This is a genomic window from Allobosea sp. RAF48, assembly GCF_052114025.1.
Lineage (GTDB): Bacteria > Pseudomonadota > Alphaproteobacteria > Rhizobiales > Beijerinckiaceae > Allobosea.
In genome coordinates this window covers 257094-276032 of sequence record NZ_JBFRDZ010000004.1, presented here as the reverse complement: position 1 = coordinate 276032, position 18939 = coordinate 257094, and the positions used below count along the sequence as shown (strand labels likewise).

Here is an 18939-nt window from a genome sequence, read left to right as displayed (position 1 = left end):
GCTCCTTTCAGTCGCGCTGCAGTGCCTGTTGTTTGGTGAAGAGCTGGCGGAAGACCGGGTAGATGTCGGCCGCTTTGGCGATGCGGCTCATGTCGAAATTCGACCACCTGTCCTTGACGGCCTGATAGGCGCGCCAGAGCGATGTTCCGTTGTCGGTCGAGCCGAAGATCTCGCTTTCGCGCTCGTCGATGATCTCGACATAGGCGAAATACTGGCACAGGCGCATGATCTCGCCATCCATCAGCGTCAGGCAATGCTCGGAATCGGTGGCAAGATTGTCGCCGTCCGAAGCCTGGGCGGCATAGATGTTCCACTCCCGGCTGGGATAGCGCAGCTTGATGATGCGATGCATTTCATCCAGTGCAGTCGAGACGACGGTTCCCCCGCTCTGCGTGCTGTAGAAGAAGGTGTCCTCGTCCACCTCCTGCGCCGCGTGGGTATGGCGGATGAAGACGATGTCCGTGCGGTCGTAGCGCCGCTTCAGGAAAAGATGCAGCAGGACGAAGAAGCGTTTGGCGAGATCCTTCTCGCGTTCGCCCATCGAGCCCGAGACGTCCATGAGGCAGAACATGACCGCCTTCGCGTTCGGCAGGGGCTGCGGGTCGAAGCGATTGAAGCGGATGTCGACCGGGTCGACGAAGGCGATGACCTTGCGCCGGCGCTCCAGCCGGTCGAGTTCCTCGCGTAGGCTGGCGATACGCTGGCGGGCCTCGGGATCTGCTCGGTGGGATTCAAGGCTGGCCAGCTCCCGCAGGATTGCCTCGAGCTCCGCGCGCTTGGGCCGTCGGAGCGCGATGCGGCGGCCGTGGCTGTTACGCATGGTGCGCGCGACGCTGATGTTGGTGGGCGACCCGCTCACCGAAAAGCCGGCCCGCCGCGGCTTGAAGGCGAGAATTTCCTTGAGGTTGAGCTTGACCATGTCGGGAAGCGCGAGATCCTCGAAGAACAGGTCGAGCACCTCTTCGCGCGACAGCACGAAGCGAAAGTCATCCTCGGACGACTGCGAGCCCGGTGACGATCCCGCCCCGCCACCTTGGCCCGGTTTCGGCATCCGGTCCCCCGGAGAAAAATGCTTGTTTCCGGGCAGGACGTATTGGCGATGACCGCTATCCTTCGCATCGCGAAAGCTCGGCTCGCGCGTCTCGTTCGCGGGCATCGAGATGGCACGCTCGCCGTCCGCATCGGCGATCTTGCCGGATCGGATCTGTTCTTGGATGTTCCGCTTCAGCTCCGTGCGCACGCGGCGCAGGAAGCGCTGGCGATTGCCGAGGCTTTTGTCTTTCGGGTTCAATCGACGGTCGATGAAGATGGGCATGGGACCGCTCGGGCCGACGTCAACCCGCCTTGTTCACGCGCATGTACCAATCCACCAGGCGCCGGACCTGGCGCTCGGTGTAACCCCGCTCCACCATACGCTCGACGAAGCCCTGGTGCCGCTTCTCGGTCACGCTGTCCTGCTTCGAGCCGAAACTGATGACGGGAAGCAGATCCTCGACCTGTCCGAACATCCGCTTCTCGATGACCTCGCGGAGCTTTTCATAGCTGGTCCAGGAAGGATTGCGGCCGTTGTTGCGGGCCCGCGCACGCAGCGTGAACTTCACGACCTCGTTGCGGAAATCCTTGGGATTGGCGATGCCCGCCGGCTTCTCGATCTGGGATAGTTCGTTGTCCAGAACCTGGCGGTTCAGGATCTGGCCGGTATCGGTATCCTTGTAGTCCTGGTCCTCGACCCACGCATCGGCATAGGCGATATAGCGGTCGAACAGGTTCTGGCCGTACTCGCCATAGGATTCGAGATAGGCCTTCTGGATCTCGTGCCCGATGAACTCGGCGTAGCGTGTGGCAAGCTCCGACTTGATGAAGTCGAGATAGGCCGCTTCCGTCTCCTTGGGGAACTGCTCGCGCTTGATCGCCCCTTCCAGGATGTACATCAGGTGCACGGGATCGGCGGCGAGTTCCTGGGTATCGTAGTTGAATGTCTGCGAAAGGATCTTGAAGGCGAAGCGCGTGCTCACGCCGGTCATGCCTTCGTCGACTCCGGCGGCGTCGCGGTATTCCTGGATTGCCTTTGCCTTGGGCTCCAGCTCCTTGAGATTCTCGCCGTCATAGACGCGCATCTTTGTGTAGAGCGGCGAATTCTCGAATTCGGTCAGCCGTGTCGAGACCGAGAATCGGCTGAGGATGTCGAGCACTTCGGGAGCGCAGGGGCTGTTGGCGAGTTCGCTCTCGCGCAGCAGCTTTTCGTAGATCTCCCGCTCTTCGGTAACGCGCAGGCAATAAGGCACCTTGATCACCAGAATGCGGTCAAGGAACGCCTCGTTGTTCCTGTTGTTCTTGAACTGGAGCCATTCCGACTCGTTGGAGTGAGCCAGCACGATGCCCTGGTAGGGAAACGCGCCGAAATTCTCTGTGCCGTTGTAGCTGCCCTCCTGGGTCGCGGTCAGCAGAGGATGCAGAACCTTGATCGGCGCCTTGAACATCTCGACGAATTCGAGCAGGCCTTGCGTCGTCCGGTTCAGCCCGCCGCTATAGGAATAGGCATCGGGGTCCGACTGGCTGAAATTCTCGAGCTGTCGGATGTCCACCTTGCCGACGAGCGTCGAGACATCCTGGTTGTTCTCGTCGCCCGGCTCCGTCTTGGCGATGCCGATCTGGCGCAGCCGCGACGGCATCAGCTTGACGACGCTGAACTTGGAGATGTCGCCGGACAATTCGTCGAGCCGCTTCGCCGCCCATGGCGAGATCAGGCCGGAGAGGCGCCGCCGTGCGATGCCGTATTTGTCCTCGAACAGACCGCCCATGCGGTCCGGGTGAAACAAGCCCAAAGGTGATTCAAACACCGGGCTGATCTTGCCGCCCACCTTGAGCGTGTAGAACGGCCGCTCCTCCACGAGCTTCTTCAGCCGCTCCGCCAGCGAGGACTTGCCGCCGCCGACCGGGCCGAGGAGATAGACGATCTGCTTGCGCTCCTCCAGCCCTTGCGAGGCATAGCGGAAATAGCCGGCGATCCGCTCGATCGTATCTTCCATGCCGTAGAAATCGGCGAAGGAGGGATAGATCTTGATGGTCCTGTTACCGAAAATCCGGCCGAGCCGCTCGTCCTTGCTGGTGTCGAACAATGTCGGCTTCCCGATAGCGTCGACCATCCGCTCGGCCGCGGAGGCATACATCGATTTATCTTCGCGACATGCCAGCAGGTATTCCTGCAGGCTCATCTCCTCCTGTGAGTAGCTCCGGTAATCCTCGGAGAATAAGCGGAATACCTCGCTGTCTCTCTCGATCATGGCAGCCATCCACCGATCGGTGGTCTCCTCGACGACGGCTCTCAACACTCAACCGACGATAGTATCGCAAGTTCCTGCCCAATGCATGAACGTCTTCTGCGGCGTCCTCGTGGCAGCCATGTGTTCGGCGGCAGATACCTCGCCGCCACAGGATGCGGCCTCGCGCCTAGGTGGCGGCGTGTCGGAGAAGAAAAGCGCTTGCCGCGCAGCTCGGCTGACGATGCACGCTGCCCGGAGCGCGTTGAGCCGGGTGTCCGCCATCGGCCGAGGCCAGCAGGAAGCGTTCGGCAAAGCAGATCAGAACGTTCGATTCAATGCGTTTGATTGGATGATTTTTCTAAAAGATGGTGCCAGAAAGAAAGAGTTATTCTAATCCCTGGCGCCCCATCCATGAGTGACGTTTCCGCAATCTTCCGTTCGCCAATCCAGCGAGCTGGGCAACTCCTGCCTGGCTTTGGGCTTTGCGTGCTCATCAGCGCCGCGGCCTACGGCCTCGAAGTGCTGGAAGCACATCTGACGGGCCGTGCGTGGCTGGAGGCTCTCGTACTGGCAATCCTGCTCGGCACCGCCGTGCGGACCTTCTGGCGCCCTTCGACGTTCTGGCTGCCGGGGATCGCGTTTTCATCGAAGATGGTTCTGGAAATCGCGATCGTGCTCCTCGGAGCGTCGCTGAATGCCGAGGCCATCATCGCGGCCGGGCCAAGCTTGATCGTTGGCATCGCCGCGGTCGTCGCAGTCGCGCTTGCCGTCAGCTTTCTGATCGGACGCGTGCTGGGCCTGCCCAAGCGCATGGCCGTCTTGGTTGCCTGCGGCAATTCGATCTGCGGCAACTCGGCCATCGCGGCGGTGGCGCCCGTGATCGGCGCAAGCGGTCACGACGTGGCGGCATCCATCGCATTCACCGCGGTGCTGGGCGTCCTGGTGGTGCTGGGCCTTCCGCTGCTGGTGCCGCTGTTGCAACTGTCGGATATCCAATACGGCGTGCTGGCGGGCCTCACCGTCTACGCGGTCCCGCAGGTTCTTGCGGCAACGGCACCGGTTGCGGCCACCAGTGTCCAGATCGGAACGCTCGTGAAGCTCGTGCGTGTGCTGATGCTTGGGCCGGTCGTTCTCATCCTTTCAATTCTGAGCAGCCGGGCGCAGGCCAAGGCCGACAATTTCGCCGGAGCGAACCAGCCCCGTAGCCGCTTGCCCGTGCATAAGCTCGTCCCATGGTTCATCATCGCCTTCCTGGCGATGGCGGCGCTCCGTTCGCACGGCGGTATCCCGGCGGTTGCTCTTGCACCTATCGCTCAAGCTGCGACGATCCTGACGATCATCTCGATGGCCGCGTTGGGGCTTGGCGTCGACATTCGCGCGGTTGCCAGGGCTGGTCGGAGCGTAACGGCGGCGGTTTTCCTTTCTCTGCTCGCGCTCGCCGCGGTCAGCGTCGGCCTGATCCGACTGCTGGGCATCTCGTAAATTTGTATCGGGGCTCCCGGCAGAGGCGCCGCCAACGGAGCGAGACAGCATCAGGTTCGAGAGGTGTTGCCCTGCGAGCGATGATCGAAGAAGCGTTGCGCAGCAACTGGAAGAGCCTTTTTTCCTATGCGCTCCGCCTGACCGACAATGCCGACGCTGCTGCGGACCTGCTCCAGTCTTGCGCTCTCAAGGCTCTCGGGAGCTCGGGTGCTCAGCCCCGCCCTGAAGCCGTGCGCGCTTGGTTGTTCAAGATCGTCCGCAATGCCTGGATCGACAATTATCGCCGCACCCGCCACATCCATGACGAGCCTGAAAACGGAGCTGTGGAGGAGGGGCCCGGCTTCGACTATCGCTACGATGACAGCATCATTGCTGAAATCACCGTTCGGCAGGCCTTGAAGCAAATACCGCCCCACCACCGCGAGATCATCGAACTGGTTGATTTGGCCGGGTTCAGCTATGGCGAGGTCGCATCTATCCTGGGCATGCCGCAAGGGACGATCATGAGCCGGTTGAGCCGGGCCAGGCAGGCATTGCTGGCAGTCATCGAGCGCGAGAACCTGCGCCCGCTCCAGTCGAGGCACCGACATGCACGGTGAAACATCGGCTGGGGGAGACAGAGTTTCCCTCGACAGGTTGAATGCCTACGTCGACGACGAGCTCTCGCCCGAGGACGCAGCCAATGTTGCGGCCGCGATCGCCTGTGACCCACGGCTGGCCGAGCGCGTGGCGACGCTGTCGCGGCTGCGCGCCGTCACACGCCGCCTGCCTCCCGAGATGGCGCCGCCGGCATTCATGCTGCCGCGCAGGCGTCGTTTCAGCGCGGCCCTGCCTATCGCGGCCGCTCTGGCGCTCGCAGCATGCATCGGTTTCCTCGCCCTGCGCCCCTCCGGCCCGGCGACGGCGCCTGACGGAGTGCTCGCCGCAGCGGTCGAGGCTCATCGCCACTGGATCGCAGGACGCCAGGCTGAGGCGCTGGAGCAGCGCGTCCGGATCGATCTCGCTGCCGCCCAGAGCGGACACCTTCCCGATTTGCGTGCCTCCGCGTTGGAGCTCACTTATCTCTCGCTCGATCCGACGTCGGGCGATGGAGGCCTGCTGGCCGGCTATCGCGGCCCACATGGCTGCCGGCTCGGGCTCTGGATGGCACCGCATTCCGGACGCTGGAATGCAGCGCCGGCCAGGTCCGACCGCGATGGGCTGCGCATTCGCGCGTGGAGTGCGGTGGGAGCCGATTATGCGCTGCTCAGCCAGGGCATGGATCCAGCGCGTCTCGACCGCCTTGCCGACGTCATCGCCAAGCTGACCCGTCAGAAGCAGGCGCCGACCGACGAGCAGGTTGCGGCTCTCCGGGACGTGCCGAATATCGGCCAGCCTTGCGGCGCCTGACCACTTTCTTTCCTCGATATGGAATAAATCGACGCTCTCATGCGTCTCAATCTCCCGAGGAATGTGTCCTCGGGAGAAACGCCATGTTGAACAGACGACAGATGCTGACATCTGCCGGCAGTGCCGCATTGGGGGTGGGAGCCGTCGCGATCGCTGGATCGCGTTTCTCGGTCCTGGCCGCCGAAACCGTCAAACTGCCTTTCGAGAACGGCGAGCGCGAACTCGTCAAAGTGCCGGGAAAACGCCCGCTGATCCAGCAGACAGCTCGCCCGCCGCAGCTTGAGACGCCGTTCTCTGTCTTCAACGATGGTGTCATCACGCCGAACGACGCCTTCTTCGTTCGCTACCATCTCGCCGACATTCCGCTGGAGATCGATCCCGAAACCTTCCGGCTCGAGGTGAAAGGCAAGGTATCCAAGCCGCTCTCGCTGTCGCTGCGCGAACTGAAAGGCAGCTTCCCTGCGATCGAGGTCGTTGCGGTCAACCAGTGCTCCGGCAATAGCCGCGGCTTCGTCGAGCCGCGGGTCGCCGGCGGCCAGCTCGGCAACGGTGCCATGGGCAATGCGCGCTGGCGCGGCGTCTCGCTCAAGGCTGTGCTGGAACGAGCCGGGGTCCAGCCGGGAGCCGTGCAGGTGGCCTTCGGGGGGCTCGACGGCCCGGTTTCGCCCGATACGCCCGACTTCACGAAGGCGCTCGCGCTCGACCATGCCCGCGACGGTGAAGTCATGCTGGCCTATGCCATGAACGGGACCGATCTTCCCTGGCTCAACGGCTATCCGCTGCGCCTCGTCGTGCCCGGCTATTACGGCACCTATTGGGTCAAGCACCTGAACGAGATCACCGTGCTGGACAAGGAGCTCGACAGCTTCTGGATGAAGACGGCCTACCGGATTCCCGACAATGATTGCGCCTGCGTCGAGCCCGGAAAGGCGCCCGTGGCGACGATCCCGATCAACCGCTTCACCGTTCGCTCCTTCATCACCAACGTGCTGGACGGCGCGAAGGTCAAGGCGGGCCAACTGGCGCTGCGCGGCATCGCCTTCGATGGGGGCGCCGGCATCGCCGAAGTCCAGGTTTCCGGCGATGGCGGGCAGTCCTGGGTCAAGGCCGGTCTGGGGCAAGATCTCGGCAAGTACTCCTTCCGCGAATGGAAGGCGAATGTCCCCGTGGCAGCCGGCGAGCAGAAGCTCATGGTCAAGGCCACCAACGCCAAGGGCCAGACCCAGCCGATGCAACCGCTCTGGAACCCGTCCGGCTACCTGCGCAATGTCGTCGAGACGACGCGCGTCACGGCAGCGTGAGGGAGATTGTCATGACGATGACCACTTGCCGCCCCCGCACGTTCGGCGCCGTATTCATCCTGGCGTTTGCCCTTGCCGGAACCGCGCTCGCCGCTCCGAAGACCTATAAGCTCCCGGACGAGACGGCCACGCTCAAGCCCGGCTCCGAGCCGGGCTTCGAGGCCGCCAAGAACAATTGCACGGCCTGTCACTCGGTCGACTACATCAACTACCAGCCGAGCAGGAAGGGGCAGGCCTTCTGGGATGCCGAGGTCCAGAAGATGATCAAGGTCTACAAGGCCCCGATCGACGAGAAGGACGCCAAGGCCATCGCGGAGTACCTCGGCCAGACCTACTGACCGGACTGGGGCCGGCGCCTATTGCCAGGGGCCTGTCTCCAGCCGCGGACCCTCTTTTGAGACGTGGCGGCCCTTGGCGGGGCCGCCAGCGTCGCATCGCGCCGTGTCTATCGATCGAAAAGGCCTGATCGGGCGAGGGCGCTCGCAGTGCTGGGACTGAAGGCTGCGGGGATGTCGTATACGAGGACCAGTCTCAGCAGTGCCTTGACGTCGACGTCGTGAGGCTGGGCGGCGAGGGGATCGGGAAAGAACAGAAGCACGTCCAATTCGCCTTGCGCAATCATCGCGCCAACCCGCTGATCGCCGCCAAGCGGGCCGCTTTTGACCAGGCGGATATTGAGATCGGGAAGCGAGGATTTCAGCACGCCACCCGTCGTCGCCGTCGCGATGACGGTATGATGCGCGATCAAGTTTGCGTGCTGCACGGCCCAGGCAGCGAGATCCGGCTTCTTGCTGTCATGGGCCACCATACCGATCGTGAGAGACATCGCGCTCAGCCCCCGAAGACGCACTTGAGTTCCTCGACTTCGGTCTCGCCACGAAACTTGTCGCTGCGGCCGGAGCTGAGGATCAGGAGCTTCGCAATCTGGTCGAGCCCGTCAGCCGCGTAAACAGCGCTTCGGAGATCCTTCCCGGAAACCACCGCCCGCGCCAAGCCTTCGAGGGTGGCGAGCGCGAGGGCGAAGAAATCCACCTGTCGGAAGGAGCCCGATCTTGCCGGGTTCATCCGGCCTTTCGTCGCTTCAGCTGTCGGTGTTGGTCCAGGCGACCGAGAGCCCGACCACGCCGTGCCTGGCGATCAACTGACCAACGAGTCCCGTTTGGATGGCCGCCGAGACGAAGCTGCGAAGATAATCGAGCGCGACGCCGGACGCCTTGGGCGTGCCGAGCGCCTGCTGGACGGCCATGAAGCGGCCGGGAAGAATCCGCGAACCCGGTAGCTTCTTTTCGTCCTCGATCAGCTTCGGCCTCAGGCCTGCCAGAGCATCGAGCTTGCCGTCGACGAAATGCTGATAAGCTTCGTCGAAATTGAGCCCCGTCACGAGTTCGGCCTCGCGGACGTTCCGTTCGAGCCACAGGCCATACGCCGTGCGGGCGGCAACCGCGATGCGCCGCCCCCTCATGTCCACCTCTGCCAGGGATTGCAGAGACGATCCCGGAGGAACCAGATAGGTCGCCTCGATCTCGGCATAGGCCGGGGTGAAGTCGATAACGGCGGCGCGCTGGGGTTCGGCCCCAAGCAGCGCCACGTCCCACTCGTCTCGCTCAGCCGCATCTGCGAGTTTGCCGGGCGATTCATAGGGAATGTATTTCAGCGGCAGGCTCAGGCAGGCCGCCAAGGTGGCCGCCATGTCGGGTGAGACGCCGGCCGGGCCGCCATCGGCTGTCTGGCTCGAAACAAGCAGAAAGTTCGACAGGTTGATGCCGGCTCGCAGCACGCCATGACGCGATAGCACGTGGCGAACCGCATCCGGCGGAGCGCCGACGATCTGGCTGATGAGCTTTGCCTCTTCGCCCATCGTCAGGCCGTCCGCAGGGTTTCGGCGACGAGTTCGCCGAAGCGCGTCGTGCCGGCCTTGCCGCCAAGATCGGGAGTGCGTGAGGCGGGATCGGTCAGCACGGTGTCGATGGCCTTGTCGATGGCATGGAACGCCTGCTCGAAAGCCGGCAGCTTGCGCTTTTCGCCTAACCACTGCAGGAGCATGCCGCAAGACAGGATCATCGAAACCGGGTTCGCCTTGTCCTGGTTCTGGATATCCGGGGCGGAACCATGCTGGGCCTGGGCGCAGCAATGCGTGTCGCTGGCCATCATCGAGCCGGCAAGACCCAGGCTGCCGGACAGCTCGCTGGCCAGATCCGAGATGATGTCGCCATAGAAGTTTGTTGCGCAGATGACGTCGAACCGCTCGGGGCTCCGAACCAGATGCGCCGTCGAGGCATCGATCAGGAGGTCATCGAGCTTCACATCCGGGAACTCCGCGGCGACCTTGCGCACTTCACGCAGAAAAAGGCCGTCGGTCTGATGGAAGCTGTTCACCTTGTGGACGGCCGTCACCTTCTTGCGGCGCTTGGAGGCGAGCTCGAAGGCGCGCCGCGCAATGCGGTTCGAACAGTGAGCCGTGATCTTGCGCAGCGAGATCGCCATGTCCGGCGAGGGCATCAACTCCGCCCAGCCGAGATGCATGTTGCGATCCGGATAAAACCCCTCGGTGGCCTCGCGCATGATGACGAGATCCATCGTCTTCCCGGGCTTCATGTTGGACTCGATGAAGGGGCGCGTGCGGGCCGGGCGCACATTGGCGTAGAGATCGAGGCCTATGCGGAAGCCGGCGGAAACGTTGCGTCCGCCTTTCTCGGGCGCCGGGTAGTCGGCGTGCGACTGGGTGCCGAGGATCACGCCATCGAAATCCGACCGCGCCCGATCAAGCACGCTTTCGCGCAGCGTGGTGCCGTGCTTCTCGAGGCTCTTGAAGCCGACATCGTCGTATTCGAACTGGAGGCCGAGACCGAAGCGGTCGCTCGCGACTTCGAGGACAGCCATCGAGGCGGAGACAATCTCCGGGCCGATGCCGTCGCAGGGCAGGACGAGAATTTTCATTTTGGCTTTCCTCGGGCACCGTCACGGTCTTTGAATTGGCTATTAAATGTAATAAAACCAATAATGGGTCAAGGTGGCCTGGGGTGATTGCCATCGCCCACGCGACCTGCGATCACTCATGGAGTTCAATCGGCGCCCGTCATGCCCAATAGCCCTCTCGCTCTTCGCATCGCCAACGACATCATCGCGCGCATTGGGATGGGAGAGTTTGGAACAGGTTCGCACCTCGCGACCGAAGCGCTCGCCAAGCGCTTCGAGGTTTCGCGTTCGCCTGTTCGCGAGGCGCTTGCTCTCCTTTGCGATCAGGGGGTTATCGAGAATCGGCGTAATCGCGGATTCTTCGTGCTCGCGACGGAGCGCCGCAAGGGCGGGGAGGGCGCGCTGGAACCATTCGGTCCTGCGGAGAGCGATCCCTATTACCAGCTGGCGGAAGACTGGCTGAAAGACCGGATCGGCGCGGAACAGACCGAGCAGGCCGTCCGGGAGCGATACAATCTCACGCGCTCGCAGGCTCAGGATCTTCTGTCCCGTGCCGCTCGCGAAGGCTGGGCGGAACCGAAGCCGGGATATGGCTGGAAGCTGCGCCAGGTCGCCAAAACCGCCGAGGCGTTCGAGGAAATCTATCGCTTCCGGGCGGTGATCGAGCCGGCAGCGCTACTCGAGCCAAGCTTCCGTTTCGACAAGGCCATGGCGGCGTCGCTCCGTCGAACCCAGGAGCGCCTCGCTTCAGGCAATCTCGAGGGGCTGGCTCCCGCGGCCATGACCGCTGCCGGTGCCGAGTTCCACGAGGGCATCATCAAAATGTCGGGCAATCCGATGTTTTTCCATGCTTTGGAGCGGGCGAACCAGCTCCGGCGCCTGGCGGAATACCGCCTGAAAGTGAATCCGCAGCGCATTGCTGTTCAGAGCACCGAACACCTCCAGATCCTCGATCTCCTTGCCAAGGGAGATAATCTGGAGGCGGCCCATTTGATGCGCCGGCATCTCAGCGGCGCATTGGCTTCCAAGTCACCGGTCGTGCATCCGAAATCGGGCGACGCCGACCGCGCCGCCTAGCTCCGTTTCCCGGCGAGGCGCGAGGGGCCTTCGAGGCGCCAAAATGCGCGTCAAAAGGAAAATGGTTTTATATCTTGATAAAGCCAATCTGCGAAGATAGGCTCCTCCCCACAATGAAAAGCAACGGGAGGGTAGCAATGATGGATCGTCGGCAATTCGTGCTCGCGTCGGCTGCGGGCCTTGGGGCGCTCGGCTGTGGTTCGCCGTCCCGTGCCCAGGAACTGCCCGCCGGCTATCCGGCCGACTACAAGGCGGTCATCGAAAAGGCGCGCGCCGAAGGTGTCGTTTCGATCTACACCTCGACCGACGACGTGCAAGGGCGCCCGATCGTCGAGGCTTTCCAGAAGGCCTTTCCCGGCATTCGCGTCGATTACAACGATCTCGGCACCAACGGCGCTTACAACCGCATCATTTCCGAAGCGGCTGCCAAGCAGGTCGGCTCGGATATCGTCTGGACCTCGGCGATGGACCTCCAGATGGTGCTTGTCCAGAAGGGGCTTGCCGAGGCCTACAAGTCGCCCGAAGCCAGCCATCTGCCGAGCTGGGCCAATTTCAACGACACCCTCTACGGCACCACGGTCGAGCCGGTCGGAATCCTTTACAACAAGGCTCAGCTCGCCCAGTTCAAGCTGCCGCAGACCAGGCCGGAACTGCTGGCGTTCATGCGTGACAACAAGGATGCGTTGAAGGGCAAGCTCGCAACGTTCGATCCGGAAAAGAGCGGGACGGGTTTCCTGTTCTTCAGCAACGATGCCCGCAACATGCCGGATACGTTCGACCTCGTTCGCGCGTTCGGAGCAACCGAGGGCAAGACCTACGGCAGTTCCGGTGCGATGCGCGAAAAAATCGTGTCCGGAGAGCATTGGCTCGCGTTCAACGTCATCGGCTCCTACGCCATCGAGTGGGCGGCGAAGAATCCGGCGCTCGGCTACATCCTGACCTCGGACCACACCGCAGCGTTTTCGCGCGTTGCCAATATCTCCAAGGGCGCCCCGCACCCCAACGCGGCCAGGGTCTTCTTTGACTTCCTGATAGGTGCCACGGGTCAGTCGGCGCTGGCGTCGGTGGGTGCGCCCTCGATCCGAACCGACGTCACCAGCGGTCTGAACCTGACCAAGCTGACCGAGATGGCCAAGGGTAACCTCAAGCCGATCCCGGTCACGGCCGCGCTCCTCGAGGCAACCGAGCCGAAGAACCGCACGGATTTCTTCCGCCGCTGGAAAGAGGCGCTGCGCGGCTGAGCCGTCAGTCCTCCGAGGGATCCAATGTCACTCGCAGCTCAAGCACCCCGCTTCAGGGCCACGGTTATCCTGGCCCTGTTCGCGATGGTCGCGGCGCCGGCCGCTCTCATCATCTACCAGAGCTTTCTCAGCGCTCCGTTCTTTGACGAGGCGGCTCGACCCAGCCTGGAAGCCTATCAGTTCATTCTGACAGACCCCGAATTCTATCGGGCTCTCTGGACGACGACCCTCTACGCCATCGGCATGATCGTCGTCGCCGTGCCGCTGGGAGGGCTTTTGGCCTTCCTGATCACGCGCACCGATCTCAAGGGGCGGGGCTGGCTTGAGCCGCTCGTCCTGGTTCCGATGTTCCTGTCCTCGATCGTGCTCGCCTTCGGCTACACGGTAGCCGTCGGGCCGTCCGGCTTCGTCACGATCGCGTTCCGGAACATCTTCGGATCAGCTCCCTGGAGCATCTACACGCTCCCCGGCATCATCCTGATCGGCGGCCTCAGCCACGTCCCGACCGTCTATCTCTACGTCGCTTCAGCGATGCGCCGCCTGCCCAGCGACCTGGAAGAGGCTGCCAGAACGGCGGGGGCCAGCATCTGGCGTGTGTCTCTCGACGTCACGCTGCCGATGGTGCTCCCGGCACTGGTCTTCAGCGCGGCGCTCAATCTTCTGCTGGGTTTCGAGACCTTCGGCATCCCCCTGGTGCTTGGAGACCCAAATGGCATCCTGGTGCTCACGACCTACATCTACAAGGTCAATACGATCTTCGGCGCGCCGACCTATCAGGTCATGGCGGCCGTGACGGTCTTCCTCATCCTTATCACCCTGCCGCTGGTCTTCATCCAGCGCCGGCTCCTGCGCCATGCCCGCCGCTTCGCGGCCGTGGGCGGGAAGGGGGCGCGCACCAATCTCCTCAAGCTCGGCGGCGCGGGGCAACTGATCGCGCTCTCGATCATCGGGCTGTGGCTGCTGGTTTCGGTGGTCCTGCCGGTGGGCGGGGTCGTGCTGCGCGCCTTCGTCGAGAACTGGGGCGAGGGCGTCCGGCTCTCCGAGCAATGGACGCTCGCCAATTTCCGCGCGGTCTTCGAGATCCAGAGCCTGTCCCGCGGTATCGTCAATACGGTCCTGCTGGCAGCCGTCGGCGGTGCGCTCGCGGTCGCGTTCTACCTGCTGGTCGGTCTTGCGGGGCACCGCAATCACGGCCGGACCGGCACGCTCCTGGATTACTCCGTCCTCATCCCGCGGGCGCTGCCGGGCTTGATCGTCGGTCTCGCCTTCTTCTGGCTGTTCCTGTTCGTGCCTTTCCTGGTGCCGCTGCGGACGACGCTGTTCAGCCTGTTGATCGCCTACGTCATCGTCGGGCTGTCCTATGGCCTTCGCATCATCCAGGCGACGTTGCTGCAGGTGGCGCCGGAGCTCGAGGAATCGGCGCGCACCGCCGGTGCCACGACCTTCCACACCTGGCGGGACGTGGTGATCCCGCTGGTTCGCCCGGGACTGGCCGGCGCGTGGGCGATGATCATGATCGTCTTCCTGCGCGAGTATGCCACCGGCGTCTATCTGATGAGCGCCGGAACCGAAGTGATCGGCTCGCTGATGGTGTCGCTGTTGACGTCGGGCGCGATGGACCAGATCGCCGCGCTCTCCTTCATCTCAATCCTGCTGACTGCGGTCGGCTTGACGCTGGCCCTGCGGCTGGGAGCCAAGATCCATGACTGACCTCGTCGTCGACAACGTCCAGAAATGGCTGGGCGGCCTGCAGATCCTGTCCGGGGCGAGCTTCACTGCAGAGAAGGGCAGGATCGTCGCGTTGCTCGGCGCCTCGGGCAGCGGCAAGACCACGCTGCTGCGTTGCATCGCCGGCCTGGAGCAGCCCGAGATCGGTGTCATCAAGATCGGTGGCACCAGCGTTCTCGACGACAAGGCCGGTGTCGCGCTGCCGCCCGAGCAGAGGCAGATCGGTCTCGTCTTCCAGTCCTATGCGCTCTGGCCGCACAGAACCGTTTTCGAGAACGTTGCCTATGGCCTGAAGCTCCGGAATGTCGGTGCGAGCGAAATCAAGGCCAAGGTCGAAGCCATCCTGGAGAAGCTCGGCCTTGCGCATCTTGCGGCACGCTATCCCGACCAGTTGTCGGGCGGTCAGCAGCAGCGCGTCGCGATCTGCCGCGCCCTGGTCTACGAACCGAAGGTCCTGCTCCTCGACGAGCCTCTCTCGAATCTCGACGCAAAACTGCGTGAGGAAGCAAGGTTTTGGATCCGCAAGTTGATCCTCGATCTGAAGATCTGTGCCATCATGGTCACGCATGACCAGGCCGAAGCCCTGGCCATCGCTGACCAGGTCCTGCTGCTGAAGGGCGGCGGCATCGTCCAGTCGGGAACCCCGCTCGACATCTACAGCAAGCCGGAGACGTTCTACGCCGCCGACTTCATGGGCACGAACAACGTCTTGAGCGGTCAGCTTGTAAGGGCGTCAGGGCAGGCCGATGCAATCGCCTGCGCTGGCCTGTCCCTGCCGGGTGTCTGGAAGGACAGGGAGGCTCCCGCGGACCCGAACGCCGTGCGTGCCGTCATCCGGATGGAGGCGATCTCGGTTTCGCCGGAGGCGAGCTCCGGCAGCGCGCCGTTCGATGTCGAGGGCTGCATCTATCTCGGAGAGAAATGGGAGTACCGGCTGAAGCGGGGGGATCTGCGTCTGCGCGCACAAGGTCACGAGCCGCTGAGCGCGGCAGTCGCGCACTGCCGGATCCCGGCTTCGGCGACCTGGCTGTACAATCCCTGAGGGTGGACCAATGTCCGACCGCATCCGCATTGCGCTCGTCCACGCGACGCCGGTGGCCGTCGATCCGATCGCCCAGTCGTTTCGGCATATCTGGCCTGAGGCCGATACGATCGGTGTCCTGGACGATGGCCTGGCCTTGGATCGGGCCGCCGCTGGGGAGCTCACCGAGGCCTTGTCGCGCCGCATTGCGGCGCTGGCTCGGTACGGCCTCTCGACCGGCGCAAGCGCGATCCTCTTCACCTGCTCGGCCTTCGGGCCGGCCATCGAGGAGGCGGCTCGCATCCTGCCGGTTCCAGTCCTGAAGCCGAATGCGGCGATGTTCGAGGAGGCCCTCGGCTATGGCGAAAACATCGGGATGGTCGCGACCTTCGGTCCGGCCGTCGCCATGATGGAGCAGGAGTTTGCAGAAGAAGCAAAGCGGCTCAGGCCGAGTGCCCGGCTGACCTTGTACCTGGCCTCCGGTGCCATCGAGGCGCTCAGGGCCGGCGACGCCGAAACGCATAATCAGCGCGTTTCCGAAGGCGTGGCCGAACTCGGCGAGCGGGACGCGATCCTGCTCGCTCATTTTTCGACGTCGCGTGCAGGCGCGGCCTGCCGGGCGCTGACGTCACGGCCGGTTCTCTCGTCGCCGGATGCCGCCGTCAGAAAACTTCGGCGCCTGCTGGGTGGCTGAACAACATCGCTCAAGGGCAAGCCTGGCCGGCGCCGCCATGCAGAAGCTGGTGACGGCCGGGTCCCCCCTCGAGCCGACATCTTGAACAAGGCGGGCTTCAAGCCCGATCGAGAACGTGCAGTTGAGACAGAAAGCCGAATGGAAGTCCTTGGAGGCGGCGGGCGAGACGTTCCGCCGCCTCGACGTTGCATCGCTCCTCGGGGCGGATTTTCGGCGATTGCCGCATGTCCTGCGCATTTTGCTCGAGAATGCGATGCGGTCGGCTCCCGCAGAGGAGACCGCGCATCTTCCGCGGGCGCTTCGGGAGTGGCTCGCAGGCGGCAGCAGTCTTGTCGAAATCCCGTTCCTGCCAAACCGGATCATGATGCACGATACGACCTGCGGCCCGGCGCTGGTCGATATTGCCGCGATGCGTGACGTCCTCGCCGAAAGCGGGCGCGACCCGGATCTCCTGACGCCGCGCATTCCTGTCGATGTCTCCACAGACCATTCATCCGGCGTCGACTTCTTCGGCCGCGCCGATGCATTCCAGCGGAATCTCGAGAAGGAATTTGCGCGCAACGCCGAGCGCTATCGCCTGATGAAGTGGGCGGCTTCGACCATGCCAGGCATCCGGGTTCACCCCCCGGGATCGGGCATCATGCACACGATCAATCTTGAACGACTGTCCAAGGTCGTCGCCAGCGAGATGCACCAGGGCGAATGCCGTGCCTTCCCGGACGTTCTGCTGGGAACCGATAGCCACACACCCACCGTCAATGGTCTCGGCGTGCTCGGTTGGGGCGTCGGCGGCCTGGAGGCCGAGGGGGCTCTCTTTGGCGTCCCGGTCGTCCTGCGCATCCCTGATGTGATCGGCGTGAAACTCGTCGGGCGACTGCGGGATGGCGTGCTGGCCACTGACCTCGCACTCGAGGTGACCCGCGCGCTGCGCGCCATCGGGGTCACAGGCGATTTTGTCGAGTTCTTCGGTTGGGGCGTCTCGACGCTTTCGGTTGGAGAGCGCGCTGCGATCGCCAATATGGCGCCGGAATACGGGGCGTCGACCGGCTATTTCCCCATCGATGAGAGGGTTCTGGCGTATCTCGCGCGGATAGGTCGGCCGCCCCGGGACTGCAGCCTGGTCGAGGCCTATGCGAAGGCCTGCGATCTCTGGTTTGATCCCGACGCTGAACCGCGCTTCACAAGAACGATCACAGTCGACCTCGACGCCATCGAAGCAAGCGTGGCAGGTCCGCGTCGCCCGCAGGACAGGCTGCCTGCCGGCGGCACTCGCTCCGCCTTCAAGCCACCTTTGTCGACTGCGGGCGACGTTACTATACCGGACGGGGCTGTCGTGATCGCAGCCATCACCAGTTGCACGAACACATCGGACGCCAGTCTGCTCGCCGCCGCCGGCGTCTTGGCCCGGAAGGCCCGCGCCCGCGGATTGAAGCCGCCCGGTTACGTCAAAACCTCCCTGGCGCCGGGGTCACCGACCGCTGAATGCTTCCTGCGTCGTGCCGGTCTGCTGGACGATCTGGAGGGACTGGGGTTCGGCATCGTCGGCTACGGTTGCACGACCTGCATCGGCAACTCGGGAGCTTTGCTCGATGTCGTGCGAAGCGAGCTCGGCAGGCCAGGATTCCGGCCCGTGGCGGTCCTTTCCGGCAACCGCAATTTCCCGGGTCGCGTCCACCCCGATCTCGAAAACGGATTTCTGGCTTCGCCTCCGCTTGTCATCGCCTTCGCGCTCGCCGGCACGGTCAACATCGACATCACGCGGGAACCGGTTGGTTTTGAGGCCGATGGTCGGCCGGTGATGCTGCACGAGATCTGGCCGACAGGTGCCGAAATCGACGCTGCCGTGGCCTCCGGTTGGGACGTCGCGGACTTCGATGCAGCCTATCACGAGGCGGCCACTCGCCCGCTTTGGGTCGATCTGGATGCGCCGGCTGGACCGCAATTTCCATGGGATCCGGCCTCCACCTATCTGAGAAGGCCTCCGTTCGTCCGGACTTGCGGGCTGCCTCCGACAGAAGGGCATGCCAGGCCCCTGATCGTCCTGGGCGACGACGTCACCACCGACCACATCTCGCCTGCCAATCAGATCCGCCCGGACAGTGCCGCCGGCCGGCACATCATCGCGCAAGGCGGCGCCCCTGCGGACCTCAACGTCTTCGCCTCGAGGCGAGGCAACTACGAGGTGATGATCCGCGGCGCCTTCACGAACCGGCAGGCCGTCAATCGGCTGGTGCCGACAGAGGTGCCAGCAGGCGTCACGCGTCACGAACCTTCTGGGGACATCGTGCCTTTGATCGAGGCCGCCGAACGCTATGCCCGGGAGAAGACGCCCCTCGTCCTTGTTGCGGGCGAACGGTACGGGATGGGTTCCTCGCGGGACTGGGCGGCAAAGGCGATGGCGCTGCTCGGCGTTCGCGCCGTCATTGCATCGAGTATAGAGCGGATCCACCGGACGAACCTGATTGGAATGGGGATTTTGCCGCTTCTGCTTCCGAAGGGCATCCATCCCGACGTGCTTGATATTCGCTCAGACGACCTGTTCGCGATCGACCTCTGCCCGGACCATTTGACGCCCCGTTGCGCGGTCCCGCTGACGATCCTCCGCTCTCACGGAAAACCCGTCCAGCTCACTTTGCGCGCCGCAATCGAAACGTCGCTCGAGGTCACCCTGCTGAAATCCGGCGGACTTATCCCGCAGGTCCTGAGCGGGATTCTCGGGAGGCCCGCGCCAGCCGACATGGGCGTCGCGTGAGCGCGCCACCGCCAAGGCCCCAGGTGCATGCGACTGCATGTTCATCCGTTCGGGCCGCCCGAAAGCTTTTCCGCT

General features: G+C 63.7%; 18 protein-coding genes. 12 read left to right on the top strand and 6 right to left on the bottom strand.

The features are described from left to right. Positions 1-7 precede the first annotated feature (7 nt). Positions 8-1315, bottom strand: a complete 1308-nt coding sequence (locus AB4Z10_RS10150) for a YeaH/YhbH family protein (protein WP_441470271.1) — start codon at positions 1313-1315, stop codon at positions 8-10. A 19-nt stretch (positions 1316-1334) separates the two neighbouring features. Next, positions 1335-3284, bottom strand: coding sequence for a PrkA family serine protein kinase (locus AB4Z10_RS10145; protein ID WP_441470270.1), 1950 nt, complete (start codon positions 3282-3284; stop codon positions 1335-1337). Between the two features lie 85 nt (positions 3285-3369). Between AB4Z10_RS10145 and AB4Z10_RS10140 the strand changes: the two genes are divergently transcribed. The 6 genes from AB4Z10_RS10140 to sorB all read left to right on the top strand — a co-directional run bounded on the left by AB4Z10_RS10140 (position 3370) and on the right by sorB (position 7773). Next, a complete protein-coding gene (locus AB4Z10_RS10140) occupies positions 3370-3657 on the top strand; it encodes a hypothetical protein (protein ID WP_441470269.1) in 288 nt (95 codons plus the stop codon). 17 nt (positions 3658-3674) lie between these two features. Next, positions 3675-4745 (top strand): YeiH family protein, encoded by a 1071-nt coding sequence (locus AB4Z10_RS10135; RefSeq protein ID WP_441470268.1) that lies wholly within the window; start codon positions 3675-3677, stop codon positions 4743-4745. A gap of 80 nt (positions 4746-4825) precedes the next feature. Beyond that, the gene (locus AB4Z10_RS10130; protein ID WP_441470267.1) at positions 4826-5344 is read left to right on the top strand and encodes an RNA polymerase sigma factor; all 519 of its coding nucleotides are present in this window, start codon (positions 4826-4828) and stop codon (positions 5342-5344) included. Further along, complete coding sequence (locus tag AB4Z10_RS10125; RefSeq protein ID WP_441470266.1) at positions 5334-6134, top strand: anti-sigma factor; 801 nt, start codon at positions 5334-5336, stop codon at positions 6132-6134. The genes AB4Z10_RS10130 and AB4Z10_RS10125 overlap by 11 nt, the downstream gene beginning before the upstream one ends. An 83-nt stretch (positions 6135-6217) precedes the next feature. Beyond that, a complete protein-coding gene (sorA, locus tag AB4Z10_RS10120) occupies positions 6218-7435 on the top strand; it encodes a SorA family sulfite dehydrogenase catalytic subunit (RefSeq protein WP_441470265.1) in 1218 nt (405 codons plus the stop codon). A 17-nt stretch (positions 7436-7452) separates the two neighbouring features. After that, positions 7453-7773, top strand: coding sequence for a SorB family sulfite dehydrogenase c-type cytochrome subunit (sorB, locus tag AB4Z10_RS10115; protein WP_441470413.1), 321 nt, complete (start codon positions 7453-7455; stop codon positions 7771-7773). Between the two features lie 107 nt (positions 7774-7880). Here sorB and AB4Z10_RS10110 read toward each other — a convergent pair whose 3' ends face one another. The 4 genes from AB4Z10_RS10110 to AB4Z10_RS10095 are packed head-to-tail and all read right to left on the bottom strand — an operon-like array spanning position 7881 to position 10372. Continuing rightward, positions 7881-8261, bottom strand: coding sequence for a methylglyoxal synthase (locus AB4Z10_RS10110; RefSeq protein WP_441470264.1), 381 nt, complete (start codon positions 8259-8261; stop codon positions 7881-7883). A 5-nt stretch (positions 8262-8266) separates the two neighbouring features. Then, the gene (locus AB4Z10_RS10105; protein ID WP_441470263.1) at positions 8267-8500 is read right to left on the bottom strand and encodes a class II aldolase/adducin head domain-containing protein; all 234 of its coding nucleotides are present in this window, start codon (positions 8498-8500) and stop codon (positions 8267-8269) included. Positions 8501-8516: 16 nt separating this feature from the next. Beyond that, entirely contained in the window at positions 8517-9293 is a 777-nt protein-coding gene (locus AB4Z10_RS10100; RefSeq protein ID WP_441470262.1) for a transporter substrate-binding domain-containing protein, read from the bottom strand. 2 nt (positions 9294-9295) lie between these two features. Then, the gene (locus AB4Z10_RS10095) at positions 9296-10372 is read right to left on the bottom strand and encodes an isocitrate/isopropylmalate dehydrogenase family protein (protein WP_441470261.1); all 1077 of its coding nucleotides are present in this window, start codon (positions 10370-10372) and stop codon (positions 9296-9298) included. 87 nt (positions 10373-10459) lie between these two features. Here AB4Z10_RS10095 and AB4Z10_RS10090 point away from each other — a divergent pair, with 87 nt between their 5' ends. The 6 genes from AB4Z10_RS10090 to acnA all read left to right on the top strand — a co-directional run bounded on the left by AB4Z10_RS10090 (position 10460) and on the right by acnA (position 18864). Next, on the top strand, positions 10460-11428 hold the full coding sequence (locus AB4Z10_RS10090) for a GntR family transcriptional regulator (RefSeq protein ID WP_441470260.1): 969 nt from the start codon (positions 10460-10462) through the stop codon (positions 11426-11428). Between the two features lie 140 nt (positions 11429-11568). Beyond that, a complete protein-coding gene (locus tag AB4Z10_RS10085) occupies positions 11569-12669 on the top strand; it encodes an ABC transporter substrate-binding protein (protein WP_441470259.1) in 1101 nt (366 codons plus the stop codon). A gap of 24 nt (positions 12670-12693) precedes the next feature. Then, positions 12694-14379, top strand: a complete 1686-nt coding sequence (locus AB4Z10_RS10080) for an ABC transporter permease (RefSeq protein ID WP_441470258.1) — start codon at positions 12694-12696, stop codon at positions 14377-14379. After that, positions 14372-15439 carry an ABC transporter ATP-binding protein gene (locus tag AB4Z10_RS10075; protein ID WP_441470257.1) on the top strand — a complete coding sequence of 356 codons (1068 nt, stop codon included), beginning with the start codon at positions 14372-14374 and terminating at the stop codon, positions 15437-15439. The genes AB4Z10_RS10080 and AB4Z10_RS10075 overlap by 8 nt, the downstream gene beginning before the upstream one ends. Positions 15440-15449: 10 nt before the next feature. After that, positions 15450-16112, top strand: a complete 663-nt coding sequence (locus tag AB4Z10_RS10070) for an aspartate/glutamate racemase family protein (protein ID WP_441470256.1) — start codon at positions 15450-15452, stop codon at positions 16110-16112. 115 nt (positions 16113-16227) lie between these two features. After that, entirely contained in the window at positions 16228-18864 is a 2637-nt protein-coding gene (gene acnA, locus AB4Z10_RS10065; RefSeq protein WP_441470255.1) for an aconitate hydratase AcnA, read from the top strand. The last annotated feature ends 75 nt before the right edge of the window (positions 18865-18939 follow it).